The 15,458-nt window shown below is 74.5% G+C and carries 11 protein-coding genes; 3 read left to right on the forward strand and 8 right to left on the reverse strand.

Annotated elements, in window-relative coordinates; all coding sequences use genetic code 11:
- Nucleotides 1-2: 2 nt before the first annotated feature.
- Complete coding sequence (locus tag BUE41_RS08195) at nt 3-341, reverse strand: winged helix-turn-helix transcriptional regulator (RefSeq protein WP_073456401.1); 339 nt, start codon at nt 339-341, stop codon at nt 3-5.
- Nucleotides 342-1,232: 891 nt separating this feature from the next.
- Between BUE41_RS08195 and BUE41_RS31205 the strand changes: the two genes are divergently transcribed.
- The gene (locus tag BUE41_RS31205) at nt 1,233-1,382 is read left to right on the forward strand and encodes a hypothetical protein (RefSeq protein WP_200803813.1); all 150 of its coding nucleotides are present in this window, start codon (nt 1,233-1,235) and stop codon (nt 1,380-1,382) included.
- Here BUE41_RS31205 and BUE41_RS30090 read toward each other — a convergent pair.
- The 7 genes from BUE41_RS30090 to BUE41_RS08230 form a co-directional block, all read right to left on the reverse strand.
- A complete protein-coding gene (locus tag BUE41_RS30090) occupies nt 1,368-1,559 on the reverse strand; it encodes a hypothetical protein (protein WP_143172038.1) in 192 nt (63 codons plus the stop codon). The two genes, BUE41_RS31205 and BUE41_RS30090, sit on opposite strands and share 15 nt — an antisense overlap.
- Before the next feature lie 166 nt (nt 1,560-1,725).
- Nucleotides 1,726-2,556: a TrmH family RNA methyltransferase gene (locus BUE41_RS08205; protein WP_073456403.1), complete on the reverse strand. Its 831-nt coding sequence runs from the start codon at nt 2,554-2,556 to the stop codon at nt 1,726-1,728.
- A gap of 10 nt (nt 2,557-2,566) precedes the next feature.
- Nucleotides 2,567-3,595, reverse strand: a complete 1,029-nt coding sequence (locus BUE41_RS08210) for a TRM11 family SAM-dependent methyltransferase (protein WP_084754590.1) — start codon at nt 3,593-3,595, stop codon at nt 2,567-2,569.
- Complete coding sequence (locus BUE41_RS08215) at nt 3,592-4,485, reverse strand: nucleoside triphosphate pyrophosphohydrolase (RefSeq protein ID WP_073456405.1); 894 nt, start codon at nt 4,483-4,485, stop codon at nt 3,592-3,594. Before BUE41_RS08215 ends, BUE41_RS08210 begins: the two co-directional genes overlap by 4 nt.
- Nucleotides 4,486-4,487: 2 nt before the next feature.
- On the reverse strand, nt 4,488-5,390 hold the full coding sequence (locus BUE41_RS08220) for a hypothetical protein (protein WP_143172039.1): 903 nt from the start codon (nt 5,388-5,390) through the stop codon (nt 4,488-4,490).
- Between the two features lie 106 nt (nt 5,391-5,496).
- A complete protein-coding gene (gene mfd, locus BUE41_RS08225; protein WP_234997068.1) occupies nt 5,497-9,039 on the reverse strand; it encodes a transcription-repair coupling factor in 3,543 nt (1,180 codons plus the stop codon).
- 564 nt (nt 9,040-9,603) lie between these two features.
- Nucleotides 9,604-12,951, reverse strand: coding sequence for a S41 family peptidase (locus tag BUE41_RS08230; protein WP_073456408.1), 3,348 nt, complete (start codon nt 12,949-12,951; stop codon nt 9,604-9,606).
- Nucleotides 12,952-13,023: 72 nt separating this feature from the next.
- On the opposite strand from BUE41_RS08230, the gene BUE41_RS08235 reads away from it, so the two are divergent.
- Nucleotides 13,024-14,244: a PQQ-dependent sugar dehydrogenase gene (locus BUE41_RS08235; protein WP_084754591.1), complete on the forward strand. Its 1,221-nt coding sequence runs from the start codon at nt 13,024-13,026 to the stop codon at nt 14,242-14,244.
- Nucleotides 14,245-14,270: 26 nt separating this feature from the next.
- Entirely contained in the window at nt 14,271-15,452 is a 1,182-nt protein-coding gene (locus tag BUE41_RS08240; RefSeq protein WP_073456409.1) for a PQQ-dependent sugar dehydrogenase, read from the forward strand.
- Nucleotides 15,453-15,458: the final 6 nt, after the last annotated feature.

Here is a 15,458-nt window from a genome sequence, read left to right on the forward strand (position 1 = left end):
GGTCAACCACGGCGCCGGTCGTACTCCGCACGAGCGGCGTCGACCTCGGCCATGTGGGCCTCAGCCCACTCCTTGAGCCGGCAGATCGGCTCGAGCAGCGACTCACCGAGCGGGGTGAGCTCGTAGTCGACCCGCACCGGCACCGACGGGGTCACGGTGCGGGCGACCAGCCCGTCGCGCTCCAGGTTGCGCAGGGTCTGGGTGAGCTTCTGGCTGACGCCCTCGATGCGCGCGGCCAGCTCGCTGAAGCGCAGGCGGCCGTCGGTGTCGAGCGCAGCGATCGTCAGGCCCACCCACTTGTCCCCGATGGTGTCGAGGAGCCGCCGGCTGGGGCAGGACACCGAGAACGCGTTGGAACCGCGCGGCGCCGGACGGGCGGTAGCGGTCGGCTCCGTGGGTCACCTCCGTGTACCTACCCCACTCTGAAGTGCCTTCTTCCAACGGAGAGTAGGTCCCTGACAGTGAGTGGGCCCAGTCAGCTGCTCAAGGAGATCCCGAGAGGACGACCCGCGCGCTCGTGTCCGAACCCGGCCTGACGGTCCCCGTGCTCCGCGCGGTGACGCTGCCCGAGCCGGGGCCGCAGGACATCCGTGTCCGCGGCACGGCCGGTTCCGTCGACCGCGCCGATACCCTCGTCGTCGCTGGTCCGCTGCGGGGCGTCTTCGGCCTGGTCGGGCCGGTGGGTCTGGGCTTCTCGCTCACCGGCACCGTGACCGCCGTCGGATCCGCTCCACCGGTTTCGCCGTCGGGGACGCAGTCGCCGCCGTCCACCCGGACATCGCTGGGCCCATGCGCGCCGCCGAGGACGAGACGATCGTCCCGGCCGCCACCGCGGCGCGGCTCCCGGCCGGCCTCGACCCGGTGGCGGCCGCATCGCTCCCGCTCAACGGCACGCTCGCGGCGAACCTCGTGGAGCTCCTCGGCCCGGCTGAGGGCCGCAGCCTGCTCGTCACGGGCGCCGCCGGATCGGTGGACGGGTACGCGTCCCGCTCGCCGTCCGGGCCGGGTGGAAGGTCACCGATCTGGCCAGGGAGGCCGATCGCGACGTCGTGCTGCGCGCCGGGCCCACGAGTTCGTCACCGAGCTGCCCGGGCCGGAGTTCGACGCAGTCCTCGACGCGGTCCCGCTGCGCACTCCGGCCTGGCCACGGTGTGCGAGGCGGGATCTTCGCCGCTCCGCCCGCGCCGGTGATCGCCGAGTCGGAGCGGGGCATCGACGTCCGGAACCGGAGCGTGCAGCCCCACGGCGCGGTGCTCGCCCGCGCCGCGGACGGCGTGCTGGAGCTGCGCGTGGCCGGGGCCGTGCCGCTGACCGAGGCAGCCACGGCGTTCGCGCGCGTGGCCGAACCGGGTCAGCGGGGGCGGTGGCTACTGCTGCCCTGAGCCGCCCCGCGGCTCGGGGACGGTGAGCCCGAGCATCGCGAGGGTCTCGGCGCACTCGGCGGCGTTCAGCGAGTGCTGGGCGACGACCCGGGCCGCGCGCAACCGCTCCGACTGCTCGCGGGCGCGGTCTGCCGCGTGGATGGCGGCGAGCTCGCCGTGCACGCGAGGGGGTGTCATTCCGGTCCACGCCATGGGCCGCGACTCCGTTCCCGCGGCCGGCGTCGCCGCCGATCCGCGGTCCTGCCGGGAACGGCGATCTGCACGGGCCCGTCCTGCGACCCTCCCGGCTCCCCGACCGTACCCGACGATCGGCGCGCGCAGGGACCACGGCCCGATCGTGACCTCAGCGCGCCGGGAGCGCGGCCCGCTGCCGGGCGGCCTCGTAGAGCGCGATCGAGCCGGACACGGCGGCGTTCAGCGAACTGGCGGTGCCGGCCATGGGGATGCGGGTGAGGTGGTCGCAGGCGGCGGCCCAGGTCGTGCTCATGCCGCTGGTCTCGTTGCCGACGACGAGCAGGACCGGGCCGGTCAGGTCGGTCGCGGCCAGCTCGTCGGGGGCGTTCTCGTCGGTGCCGACCACCTGCAGCGGCACGCCGGCGGCGCGGACCCGCTCCACCCACGCCATGACGGTGTCGGGGCCGTCGGCGCGCACCGCCGGCAGGCCGAACAGCGAGCCGGTGGTGGCGCGCACCGTGCGCGGATCGTAGAGATCGGCGGCGTGGCCGGTGACGATCACGCCGTGCGCGCCGAGGGCGTCGGCGGAGCGGACGAGGGTGCCCAGGTTGCCGGGGCTGCTCGGGCGGTCGAACGCCACCACGAGCGCGTCGACCGGGGTGGGGATGCGGTCCAGGTCGTCCGGCGGGGTGCGCACGACCAGGAGCGCCTCGGGCACCTGCTCCTCCTTCTCGCCGAGTTCGGCGATCAGCTCGGGGGCCAGCTCGTAGTGGGTCGCCGCAGCGGTGTCGCGCAGGAGCTCGGCGGCCCAGCTCGACCGCTTCCCGGCGCGCACCAGCACCGCGTCGACCTGCCAGCCGTGGCGCAGCGCCATCGTGATCGGGCGGACGCCCTGCACGAGGAAGCCGCGGGTGCGGTGGCGCTTCGTGCGGTTGGTGAGCAGGGCCTGCCACTGCTGGAACGCGGCGTTCCGCGACGTGACCGGGCGGAGGCCGGGCATGGGCCCGACCCTATCCGACACCGCGGGCGGCCCGTCGCCGCGCCGCCCGCGTCCGCTCCACGACGAACGCGCTGGGGTGCAGCTCGCCGCGGGGGGTGGCGAGCTTGACCTCGCGCACGATCTTCAACCCGCGCGCGCCCGCGATCGACCGGGTGAGCAGCGTCTTCTCCTCGGTCATGAGCACCGCGCGCCCGTCCGGGGCGAGGATGCGGGCCAGCTCCGCGGCGAACGCCGGGTAGAGCGCGAGATTGCCGCTGTGCGAGCCGACCCGCTTGCCGAACGGCATGTTGGTGACCACCCGGTCGATCGCGCCGTGCGCGAACGGCAGCCTGGTCGCGTCGGCGCGCACCAGCAGCCCGTTGGGCACGAGCGGCAGGTTCGCCGCCGCCGCAGCGAGCGCCCGATCGTCCACATCGGACCCGATGAGGTGCAGGCTCCCGCCGAGGGCAGCGGCCTCCACCAGCAGCGTCGCGGCGCCGCACAACGGGTCGAGCACGACGGCACCGGGCGGGATCTCGGCCAGCAACACGACGAAGGCGGCCAGCACCGGGTTCGCCGACGCGGCCAGCCGCGCCATCGCGGGGAAGCGGCGCGACCGGTACAGCGGCCCGACCTGCGCCACCAGCTCGCGGCCGGCCCGCTCGACGTTGACGTCGTAGTCGCCGGGATCGTTCGCCCAGCCCAGCTCGGTGACCAGCCGCTCGATGAGCGCCCGCCGGGCGGGCACGCCGCCGACGCGGAACCGCGGCGGGCCGGAGAGCGCGAGCGCCGAGAGCACCCCGGACCGGACCGACCGCTGCAGGGTCACCACCGGGTCAGGGGCGAGCACGATCGAGAACGCCGAGTACAACCGCAGCTCGGCGATCGGGCGCAGCGGCCCGGAGAGATCGGCCAGCACCGCGTCGGCGGTGCGCCGGATGTTCGTGAGCAGCGGCGCACCGAGGTCGTGGCACTGCTGCAGCAACGCCTCGACAGCGCCGGGGAGGCTGGCCAGGTGGACCCGGTCGGCGACGGGCCGGTCCAGGTCGACGGGGCTCACGCTGGCCAGTACCGCTTCCAGCCGTCCGCGTCGAGCGCGCTCGGGTCCTGCCCGTCGGCGCGGGCGGCCTCCTCAGCGGCGCGGACCCGGTCGGCGAACCGGCGAGCAGCCCCGCGCAGCTCCGCCTCCGGATCGATGCCGGCGAGCTTCGCCGCGGCCGCGACGGCGAACAGCCGCTCACCCACCGCCGGGCCCTCGGGCAGCAGCTCGGCCGGGAGGCCGGCCCGAGTGGTGCGGCTGGCCAGCTTCGCTGCGAGCGCCACCGCGGGCTGCCCGAGCGGCACCCCGTCGATGCTCGACTCGCGCTTCTTCTGGGCGCGCTTGAGCTCGTCCCAGCGGGCTTCCTGCTGGTCGGCGGTGATCATCCGCTCGGTGCCGGCGAACACGTGCGGATGCCGCTCGACGAGCTTCGTCACCAGATCGCGGGCGACCTCGTCGATGCCGAACGCATCGGTCGGGTGCTCGGTGGCGATGCGGGAGTGGAACAACACCTGCAGCAGGACATCGCCCAGCTCCTCGCGGACGTCGGCGCGGTTGCCGTCCTCGATCGCCTGGTAGAGCTCGTAGCACTCCTCCACGAGGTACTGCAGCAGCGACTCGTGGGTCTGCTTCGCGTCCCACGGGCAGCCGCCGGGCGAGCGCAGCCGGTCCATCACCCGCACCGCGTCGAGCAGCGCCGCCCCGGCCGGGCCGGCGGCGGTGTCGCACGTCAGCACGACGTCGTCCACCCCGGGCCGGTCGGCGTCGGTGAGCCGCTGCGCCCCAGCGGCGCTGCACAGCTCGTCGGGCACGGTGTGGTCGGCGAACACCCGCGCGGCGGCGCGCAGTGCGGGCAGCGCCGCTGCCGGCAGCACCGCGGCACCGCCGGCCAGCACGACCGTCGTCGCCATGGTCAGGACGGGAGGATGACGAGGCCGGCCTGGTCCTCCGGCGCGACGAGGCGGAACCCGACCGGGTCCCACACCCCGAACCGCGGGTTGACCACGACCGGGTTGTTGCCCTGCTCAGCCTGCGCGACCCGGATGCCGATGTTGAGCAGCTCGGACTGGCTGAGCTGCTCGGCGGCCGCCGGGTCACCGGGCCCATCGGTGCGCCGCTGCACCACGCGCGCGACCGACCACGACGCGTTGGCCGGGTTCGGCTGGTAAGCGACCACTGTCCCCTCCGGGACGCCGAACAGGATCGTGCCGGCGCGTTCGGTGTCAGTCCCCGCCGCGTACGCGGCGCCGCGGCGCGCACCCGGCTCGGCGAGGACCTGCTCGGCCAGGTTGCCGCCGCTGGCGAGCAGCCGCGCGAAGCGCTCGGCGGTCTCGCGGTCGCGCACCGTCACTTCGTCGACGACCACGGAGACGCGGCCGATCGCGTGGCGCCCCAGCTCGATGGCGGCCGCCTGCCACGGCGCCGCACGGCGGGTGATCTCCAGGATCCCGTCGACGACGCTGGGGTCGCGCACCGCCATGTTGCCCATCTGCAGCTGTTGCTGGAGCATCCCGAGCGCGACGTTCTCGGCGATCCCCTCGAGCTCCTCCGGCGGCACCCGCACTCCGGCCGCCGTCGCGGCGCCGCCGACGACGGTGTTGCTCACCGCCGACTCGACGACCAGACGGCTCAGCCCGTCGGTGCCCCAGCCGAACACGCTCGCCGCCGCGGTCTGGTCCGGGTCGGTCAGGGCGGCGTCGATCTGCTGCTCGACGTCGTTCAGCGAGATCACGTGATCACCGATCACGGCCCCGGTGCCCGGCCCACCCGGACCGGCGCAGCCGCTGACGACGGCACCGACCACTGCCATGGTCACCAGAGCGCGTCCCACATGCCTCCGCACGTGCGTCACCTTCTCACGGGGGCGCATCCGGCCCCGTTCGACCCCGGGCGTGCGCATCCGACCGGACCCGACGGAGCGGTCAGGACCCGGTGCGGGCCGGCGCCGGGAGGACGTCGCGCAGCAGCGCGGCGAGCCAGTCGAGCAGCTCCGCGTCGCGCAGCGGCGCGCCGCCGATGCGCCCGCCCGCCACCGGCTTCGGCACCTGGATCATCTTCGCCGCCGGTTTGTACAGCGACTTCGGGTGCAACCGCTTGAGCCGCAGCTGCGCGGAGTCGGGCAGCTCGACCGGGCCGAGCCGGATACCGGTGCCGGTCGCGGCGACCTCGGTGATGCCGAACGAGCGGCAGGTCTGGCGGAACCGAGCCACGGCCAGCAGGTTGTGCACCGGCTGCGGTGGCTCACCGTAGCGGTCGGTCAGCTCCTCGAGGATCGCGGACAGCGCCTCCTCGTCGGCCGCCTCGGCGATCTTGCGGTAGACCTCGAGCCGGAGCCGTTCACCCGTCACGTAGTCGTGCGGCACGTGCGCGTCGACGGGCAGATCGACCCGCACCTCGGCCAGCTGCCGCTCCTCCTCGGGCTCGCCCGCGCCGGCCTGCTTGCGGAACGCCGCCACGGCCTCGCCGACCAGCCGCAGGTACAGGTCGAAGCCGACGCCCGCGATGTGCCCGCTCTGCTCGGCACCGAGGATGTTGCCGGCGCCGCGGATCTCCAGGTCCTTCATCGCGACGGCCGCGCCCGCGCCCAGCTCGGAGTGCTGCGCGATCGTGGCGAGCCGGTCGTGCGCGGTCTCGGTGAGCGGGTGCTCCGGCGGGTAGAAGAAGTACGCGTACCCGCGCTCCCGGCCCCGGCCCACGCGGCCGCGCAGCTGGTGCAGCTGGGAGAGCCCGAGCGTGTCGGAGCGCTCCACGATCAGCGTGTTGGCGTTGGAGATGTCCAGGCCGTTCTCGACGATCGTGGTGCAGACCAGTACGTCGTACTCCTTGTGCCAGAACGCGTTCACAGTGCGCTCGAGCAGGTCCTCGTTCATCTGCCCGTGCGCGATCGCGATGCGCGCCTCCGGCACCAGCTCGGCGACCTTGCGGGCGGCGCGCTCGATCGACGACACCCGGTTGTGCACGTAGAAGACCTGGCCGTCGCGCAGCAGCTCCCGCCGGATCGCCGCGGCGACCTGCTTGTCGGAGTACGGACCGACGTAGGTCAGCGTGGGGTGGCGGTCCTCCGGGGGCGTGGTGATCGTCGACATCTCGCGGATGCCGGCCAGGCTCATCTCCAGCGTGCGCGGGATCGGAGTCGCGGAGAGCGTGAGCACGTCGACGTGCGTGCGCAGCGCCGTGATGTGCTCCTTGTGCTCGACGCCGAACCGCTGCTCCTCGTCGACGATGACCAGGCCGAGGTCCTTCCACCGCACGCCGTTCTGCAGCAGCCGGTGGGTGCCGATCACGATGTCGACGGTGCCCTCGGCGAGTCCCTCGATCGTCTCCTTCGCCTCTGCGGCGTCGGTGAACCGGGACAGGCCGCGGATCGTCACCGGGAACTGGCGCATCCGCTCGGTGAACGTCGCCAGGTGCTGGGTGGCGAGCAGCGTGGTCGGCACGAGAACGGCGACCTGCTTGCCGTCCTGGACGGCCTTGAACGCCGCCCGGACCGCGATCTCGGTCTTGCCGAAGCCGACGTCGCCGGAGATCACCCGGTCCATCGGGACCGGCGCCTCCATGTCGCGCTTGACCTCCTCGATCGCCGCGAGCTGGTCGGGCGTCTCGGTGAACGGGAACGCGTCCTCCAGCTCCCGCTGCCACGGGGTGTCCTTGCTGAACGCGTGCCCCGGGGAGGCCTGGCGGGCGGCGTAGAGCTGCACGAGCTGCGCGGCGATCTGGCGGACGGCCTTACGCGCGCGGCCCTTCGTCTTGGCCCAGTCGGCGCCGCCCAGCTTGTTCAGCGTGGGCACCTCACCACCGACGTAGCGACTGACCTCGTCGAGGGAGTCGGTGGGCACGTAGAGCCGGTCGGCGGGCTGCCCGCGCTTCGACGACGCGTACTCCAGCACCAGGTACTCGCGGGTCGCGCCGCCGATCGTGCGTTCGCGCATCTCCACGAACCGGCCGATGCCGTGCTGGTTGTGCACGACGTAGTCGCCCGGTTTGAGGGTGACCAGGTCGACGGCGTTGCGCCGCTTCGTGGCGAGCTTGCGGGTCTCGGTGACGCCGGCGCGGTTGCCGGTCAGGTCGGCCTCGGACAGCACGGCGAGCCCGCCGGTGGTGAACCCGTCGGTGAGGCGCCCGCAGGTCACCGTGACCAGGCCCTTGTCGGGCTCGTCGACCAGCTCGTCGACGCGCACCGCCGGGACGTCGGCCTCGCGCAGCTGCTCCAGGAACCGCTGGGCGGTGCCCGCACCGCCCACGACCAGCACCGCGGCGCCACCGGTGGTGGCGTGCGCGCGCAGGTCGACGAGCGCGCGATCGGTGTCGCCGCGGTAGGACTCGACCTCGTGGACAGCGGGTGCGTGCACGTCGTCCGCGCCGGACAGCAGCGGCGTCAGCGTGACGACCGGGCGGCCGGTGGCGGTGGCGTGCTCCAGCACGTCGTCGAGATCGCGGTAGGCGGACTTGCCCACGTCGATCGGTGCGTCCGCCCCGGCGCCCGCGGCGAACCAGGAGGCCTCCAGGAACTCCTGGCCGGTGCGGACGAGGTCGGCGCTGCGCGTGCGGATCCGCTCGGGATCGGCGAGCAGGACCAGCGAGCCCTCCGGCAGCAGGTCGGTGAGCAGATCCAGCTCACCGTCGACCAGGGCCGGGATGAGCGACTCCATGCCCTCGGCGGGGATGCCCTCGGCGAGGTGCTCCAAGAGCTGGCGGAGCTGGGCGTTGTCCTCGTGCTCGCGGGCCAGCGCGCGGGCGCGCTCGCGCACCGGATCGGTCAGCAGCAGCTCCCGGCAGCCCGGCGCCACCAGCTCCTCGACGGTGCCGGTGGAGCGCTGGTCAGCCACGCCGAACGTGCGCAGCTCGCTGACCTCGTCGCCCCAGAACTCGATGCGCACCGGATGCTCGGCCGTGGGCGGGAAGACGTCGACCAGGCCGCCGCGGACCGCGAACTCGCCGCGCGCGGTCACCATCTCCACACGGGTGTAGGCCAGCTCGACCAGGCGGGTGAGCAGAGCATCGAACTCGTACTCGGTGCCGACCCGCAGCGTGATCGGCTCCAGCTCGCCCAGCCCGGGCGCGATCGGCTGGATCAGGCTGCGCGCGGCCGCGACCACCACGCGCGGCGGAGTGCCCGCGGAGAGGCTGCGGAAGATCGCCAGCCGCCGGCCGACGGTGTCCGGGCGCGGCGACAGGCGCTCGTGCGGCAGCGTCTCCCAGCTCGGCAGCAGGGCGACGGCCGACGGGTCGCCGATCAGGTCGGTCGTCGCCGCGGCGAGGTCCTCGGCCTCGCGGTCGGTCGCGGTGACCGCGAGCACCGTCCGACCGGTCGCGAGACCTGCGGCGAGGAACGGCCGCAGGGCCGCGGGTCCCTCCACGCGCAACGCCGGGGTCTCGACCGCCCGCAGGTCACGGACGGCGTCGACGACGGCGGCCAGATCGGGTTCGGCGAGGGTGGAACGAAGCAGACCGGACAGCTTGGCCACAGGCGGAGACAACCCCTCGGACGCGGGTGGATGCGCACGGCAACGAGCCCCTGACCGGCACCTCGGGGGCCGGAGGGGTTCGTACCTGCAAGCCTACGCCGCGGCCTCAGCGGGTGGACGACGCCCGCGAGTTGCGGTTCTCCCGACGACGAGTCGCGGCTTCCCGACAGCGAGTCGTCCCGAACGGGTCGGCGAGTTCTCCCGACCAGCACCGCGAGTTGCCCCAACCAGCACCGCGAGTTCTCCCGACCAGCACCGCGAACTGTCCGCGCAGGGGGCGACTCACCCAGATCGGTACGGCGAGTTGCCCGCCGGGGGATGCCGAGCTGGCCGGCCAGGACTTGCCGTCCAGGATCCCGACTCGACGTCACTAGATCAACGCCTCGCCTTCAGGAATCCGCGACTCGCCCTCCCCGTCGGGGCGACTCGCCCTCCCCGTCGGGGCAACTCGCCCGCCCCGTCGGGGCAACTCGGCCGCCCCGTCGGGAGAACTCGGCCGCCCCGTCGGGAGAACTCGGCCGCCCGGTCTGGGCAACTCGGCCGCCCCGTCGGGGCAACTCGCGCTCAGCCGCTCCGCGGCGGTAGCTCCGGGCGCCGGCGCGACGGGCGGGTGGCCGGATCCGGGGGCCGGACGGCCGGCGTCTCGGCCAGCCGCTCCAGCGCGATGTCGACGGCGCGCTCGAGCTGCGGGTCCCGCCCGGCCACCCAGTCCTGCGGGGTGATCTCCACCTCGATGTCCGGCTCGACGCCGCGGTTCTCGATCGACCACTCGGTGTCGTCGAACCAGAACCCGTACCGGGGCTGGGTGACGCCGGTGCCGTCGACGAGCGTGTAGCGGCTGTCGATGCCGATGATCCCGCCCCACGTCCGCGTGCCGACGACCGGACCGATGCCGAGCCGCTTGATCGCCGCGGTGACGATGTCGCCGTCGGACCCGGACATCTCGTCGGCGAGCGCGACGACGGGGCCGCGGGGCGCGTCCAGCGGGTACGTCAGCGACTGGTGGTTGCGGATCACCTCCCACCCGATGACGCGTCGGGCGAGCTTCTCCACCACCAGCTGCGACGTGTGCCCGCCCGCGTTGCCGCGCACGTCGAGGATCAGCCCCTCGTGCGCGGTCTCCCGAGTGAGATCGCGGTGCAGCTGGGCCCAGCCGTCGGCCATCATGTCCGGCACGTGCAGGTAGCCGAGCCGCCCGCCGGAGCGCTCGGCCACCGCGGCTCGCCGCCCGGCCACCCAGTCCTGGTAGCGCAGCGCCGCCTCCGACGCGAGCGGGCGCACCACCACGCGCCGCACTTCTCCCGGCTGCGCGTGTCCGGGCCCGGTGCGCACGGTCAGCTCGACGAGCTTGCCGGCCAGTGCGACGAGCAGCGGCGCCGGGCCGGCGTCCGGGTCGATCGGCCGCCCGTTGACCTCCAGCAGCAGGTCCCCCTCCCGCACGTCGACGCCGGGCGCGGCCAGCGGGCTGTACGCGGTCGGCACCGACGTGTCCGGGGGCAGCACCCGCTCGACCCGCCAACCCTCGTCGGTGCGGGTGAGATCGGCGCCGAGGAACCCGGGCCGCCCGTCGGCCCGCCCGTACCCGCGTGAGCGCACGTAGGCGTGCGATGTCCCGAGCTCGCCCTGCACCTCCCACAGCAGGTCGACGAGATCGTCGTGGCTGCCGACGGCGTCGACCAGCGGCCGGTAGCGGGCGACCTCGGCCGCCCAGTCGACGCCGGCCATGTCCTCGACCCAGAAGTGGTCGCGCATCAGCCGCGCGGCCTCGTCGAACATCTGCCGCCACTCCGCCGACGGGTCGACGGTGACGGCGATCCGCCGGGTGTCGATCTCGAACTCGTCCGCGCCGGCGTCGGCGTCGCCGTTGGGCTTGCCGGAGCCGGAGCGGTCGGTGCGCAGCAGCCGCAGCGCGTTCCCGTCGGCGACGACGATCCGCTGCCCGTCGCCGGACACCTCGTACCAGTCCAGCCCGTCGACGATCACGTCGAGCTTGCGGCGCACCAGGTCGTAGCGCTCCAGCACCGGCCGGTCGTGCGGCTGATCGGGGGCCCTGCCGTGACCGAGCACGCCGGTGACGGGGCTGCGGTACCACAGCAGGCAGTCCTTGCCGGCGCGCAGCCCGGCGTAGCGGCCCTCCTCGACCGGCACCGGCACGACCCGCGAGGCGAGCCCCTCGATGTCGACGACGACCTCGGGCGGCTCGTCGCCCTTGCGCTTCTTGTCGGGGGCGGGCTTGGTCTCCTCACCCTCCACGGGCGTCGGCTCGTCCGGGGCCGCGGGCGGGTCCTGCGGCCCCTCCTCGGCCGCCGACACCGGCCGCCCGTCCGGGCTCGCCCCGAACGGGGACGGGGTGCGCGCGGCGAGCGGGACGAGGTAGGGCCGCCACGACGCCGGGAACGCCAGGTCGAGCGAGTGCTGGTCGTAGATGGGGTCGAAGCTGCGCCGGGACAGGAACGCCAGGTACTTGCCGTCGCTGGTGAACACCGGGTCCGCGTCGCGGAACCGCGGCTCGGTGACGGCGACGGTGCGCCCGTCGGCGGGGCAGGTGAGCACGATCCGGCACAGGTTCGCCGGGGCCGGCTCGACGTAGGCCAGCCACGCGCTGTCCGGCGACCACGACACGTCGGTGATCTCCCCCTCGGCCGACGCCAGCTCGCGCACCACGCCCTCGGCCGCGTCGACGAGCAGCAACCGCCCGTCGTGGGTGGTGACCGCGACGCCGTTGCCGTCGGGGGCCGCGACCAGCGACAGGACCCGCCCGAGCTGCCCGGCTCCGGTGCGCCGCAGCGGCGCGGCGCCCTCGGCGAGCGGGTCGAGGGGCGCGACGCAGACCGCGTCCTCGCCCTCGGCGTCGTCGATCCAGACGGCGCGGTCCTCCCCGAGCGGCTGCGCGTAGCGGGCCCGCACCCCGGGCTCGGCGAGCAGCACCCGCGCGGGCCCGTCCCGGTGGGTGAGCCGGTGCACGGTGCCCCGCACGACGGTGATGCTGGTGCGCCCGGTCCGGTCGGGCGCGGCGGACTCGAGCCACTCGGCCGCCGATACCCGCCGCGGCGCCCGGTCGCTGCGCGGCCCGGCGAGCTGCACGTCGATCAGCTGCGGCCGCGCGTCGGGATCGAGCGACTCCAGCAGGTACAACTGCCCCGCCGACTCGTAGACGACGCGGGTGCCGTCGGTGGCGGCGTGCCGGGCGTAGAACTGCGGCTCGCCGGGCGCACCGTGGTCGGTGTGCCGGCGCAGGTCGCCGCAGTCGAGATCGACGGAGTACAGGTTGCCCCAGCCCTCGTGGTCGGACAGGAACGCGATGCGGGCGGTCGGCCCCTCCCCGACCAGCATCGGCGAGGCGAGGTTGCCGTCCAGCTCGGCGAGGATCCGGTGGAACTCGCCGGGGCTGCCGCGATCGGACCACAGCTGGCCGCCCGAGCCGCCGCGGTAGCGCTTCCACCAGGCCATCTCGCGCTGCAGCGCGGTGCGGCGGATGACCGTGGGCAGCCCGGGCCGCAGCGCGAGATCGGAGACCGGGCCGACGGGCAGCCTGCGGTGCGGTCCGCCGGACAGCGGGATCGCGTACGCCCAGCTGCGGTGCGTGGGATCGCCTGCGGCCGACGCCGCGATCACCTCGTCGGGCCCGGCCCAGCCCAGCACGGTCCCGCCCGGCGCACCCCAGTAGGTGAGCCGGGTGCTGCCACCGCCGTCGAGCGCACTGACGTACACCTCGGGGCCGCCGTCGCGCCGCGAGGCCCACGCGACCTTGGTGCCGTCCGGCGAGATCCGCGGTGAGCTCGCCGGCACGTCGTCGTTGGTGACGCGGTAGGCGCGGCCGCCGCCGACCGGAGCAGTCCAGATGTCGTCCTCTGCGACGAAGACCAGTGCGTCGCCCTGCAGATGGGGAAACCGGAGGTAGCTGCGCGTCACCGGACGACCCTAGTGCTCCGCACGGCCCCCCTCGACGTGGCCCGTGCGCGTGTCCCCGGCAGGATGGCGGGCATGGTCGGCAGCATGACCCGGCGGGCGGCCGCGGTGGCTGCCGCCTGCACCGTGCTCATGTCGGGGGCCGCCTGCGGCAGCGGCACGGAGCACCCCGCGGAGGCGATCGCCCCTGCCCCGATCGCGCGCACCGGCATGCCCGCGCTGCGCGTCGACACGATCGCCAGAGGCCTCAACCGGATCGCCGACGTCGGCTTCCTCCCGGACGGGAAGGTGCTCGTCGCGGAGCGGGAAGGGCGGCTGTGGGTGCTCTCCTCCACCGCACCCGACGCGGCGATCGCACCGGTCACCGCCGATCTCTCCGACGTCTGGGTGCGCGGCGACGCCGGCCTGATGGGGCTCGCGGTGCACCGCGACTTCTCCACGACCCGCCGGTTCACCACCTGCCAGGCGCACGCCGAGAGCGGCCGGCCGACCGACGTCCGGCTGATCACGTGGGAACTGTCCGCCGACGCCCGCTCCGCGCAGCGCATCGTGGACCCGCTGGTCGGCGGCCTGCCGATCAGCTCGACCGGCCGCAACGCCGGCTGCCGCCCGGTGATCGCGACCGACGGGGCGCTGCTGGTCGGCACCGGTGACTCCCAGCGCGCCGACGTCGCGCAGGACCTCGCCTCGCTCGGCGGGAAGGTCCTGCGGATCGACCTGGGCACCGGCGGCCCGCCGCTGGGCAACCCGTTCGGGTCCGAGCCGAACCCCGCGCTGCGGCTCGTGCTCACCTTCGGCCACTCGAACGTCACGGGGATCGCGATCGACCCGGTGTCGGGCACCGCGTACTCGGTGGACGCCGCCACCGGCCGCGAGGACGAGCTGAACAAGCTCGTGTCGGGCCAGAACTACGGCTGGGACCCGTCCCGCGGCGGGCAGCGCACCGCGGGCTACGACGAGTCGACGCCGCCGACCGACCTGACCCGCTACCCCACGGCGATCCCGGCCACCTGGTCGTCGGGCACTCCGGCACCGGGCGTGACCGGCGCGGCGTTCGTGGACGGGCCGCAGTGGGGTGATCTCGACGGCCGCATCGCGATCAGCACCGGCACCGGGCAGAAGCTGCTGGTGCTGCAGCTGCGGGCCGACGGGACGGTCGGCGAGGTGCTCACCCCGCCGCAGCTCGACACCGCGTTCGGCAGGCTGACCAGCGTGCGCTCGGGCCCGTCGGGCGACCTGTTCGTGACCACCGGCAACGGCACCGACGACAAGGTCCTGCGCATCACGCCGACCTGACGGGGGAACCGAACATACTTCCGGCCATGCCCCGCCGCTGGTTCGTGCCGCTCCTGCCCGCCCTGCTGGTCGCCGCGGCCTGCGCGGGCCCGGCCGCGGCCCCGACCGCGCCGGTCGCCGCCACCTCCGGCGACCTGGCCGTCGAGGTCGTCGCCACGGGCTTCGACCACCCGTGGGACGTCGGGTTCCTCCCGGACGGGCGGGTGCTCGTCACTGAGCGCAGCGCCCGGCTGTCGCTGCTGTCCGGCACCGGTCCCGGCGCGCGGGTCACGCCGGTGGCCGCGGATCTGTCCGACGTGCAGGTGCGCGGCGAGGGCGGCCTGATGGGCCTGGTCGTGCACCCCGACTTCGTGCAGAGCCGCCGGTTCACCACCTGCCAGACCCACAACGGCCCGGACGGCGACGACGTCCGGCTGGTCACCTGGGAGCTGTCCGGTGACGGCACGAGCGCCCGCCGTGTGGTGGACCCACTGGTCGGCGGGCTGCCGCTGAACCCGTCGGGGCGGCACTCCGGCTGCCGGCTCACCCTCGCCACCGACGGCGCGCTGCTCGTCGGCACCGGTGACACCGCACGCGCCGGCCATCCCCAGGACCTCACGTCGTTGGGCGGCAAGATCCTGCGGATCGATCTGGCCACGGGCGGTCCCGCGCCCGGCAACCCGTTCCTGGACCGGCCCGATCCGCGGACCCGGCTGATCCTCAGCTACGGCCACCGCAACGTGCAGGGCCTCGCCGTCCACCCGGTCACGGGGCAGGCCTACTCCGCCGAGCACGGCCCGACCGTCGACGACGAGGTGAACCGGGTGGTGGCGGGCGCCAACCACGGCTGGGACCCGTCGCGCGGCGGCACCCGCGGCGGCTACGACGAGTCGGTGCCGATGACCGACACCGAGCGGTTCCCCGACGCGCAGGCTGCGGTCTGGTCGTCGGGGCGGCCGACGCTGGCGATCTCCGGGCTGACGTTCCTGTCCGGCCCGCAGTGGGGTGATCTCGACGGGGCACTGGTCGTCTGCGCACTGAAGGCGCAGCAGCTGCTGGTCATGCGGCTGGCGCCGGACGGCTCGGTCGCGTCGGTCGTCTCGCCGCAGGCGCTCGACGGCGAGTTCGGCCGGCTGCGCGCGGCCCGGCAGGGTCCGGACGGCGCCCTCTACGTCACCACCGACAACGGCGACGACGACCAGGTCCTGCGCGTGACCCGGCAGGTCTGACGCAGG

The organism is Pseudonocardia thermophila, assembly GCF_900142365.1.
GTDB classification, from domain to species: domain Bacteria; phylum Actinomycetota; class Actinomycetes; order Mycobacteriales; family Pseudonocardiaceae; genus Pseudonocardia; species Pseudonocardia thermophila.

Bases quoted from the DNA above. Each gene is read 5' to 3' on its own strand.
- BUE41_RS08235 (WP_084754591.1), top strand. From the start codon at position 13,024: ATGGTCGGCAGCATGACCCGGCGGGCGGCCGCGGTGGCTGCCGCCTGC.
- BUE41_RS30090 (WP_143172038.1), bottom strand. From the start codon at position 1,559: ATGACACCCCCTCGCGTGCACGGCGAGCTCGCCGCCATCCACGCGGCA.
- BUE41_RS08205 (WP_073456403.1), bottom strand. From the start codon at position 2,556: ATGCCCGGCCTCCGCCCGGTCACGTCGCGGAACGCCGCGTTCCAGCAG.
- BUE41_RS08240 (WP_073456409.1), top strand. From the start codon at position 14,271: ATGCCCCGCCGCTGGTTCGTGCCGCTCCTGCCCGCCCTGCTGGTCGCC.
- BUE41_RS08215 (WP_073456405.1), bottom strand. From the start codon at position 4,485: ATGGCGACGACGGTCGTGCTGGCCGGCGGTGCCGCGGTGCTGCCGGCA.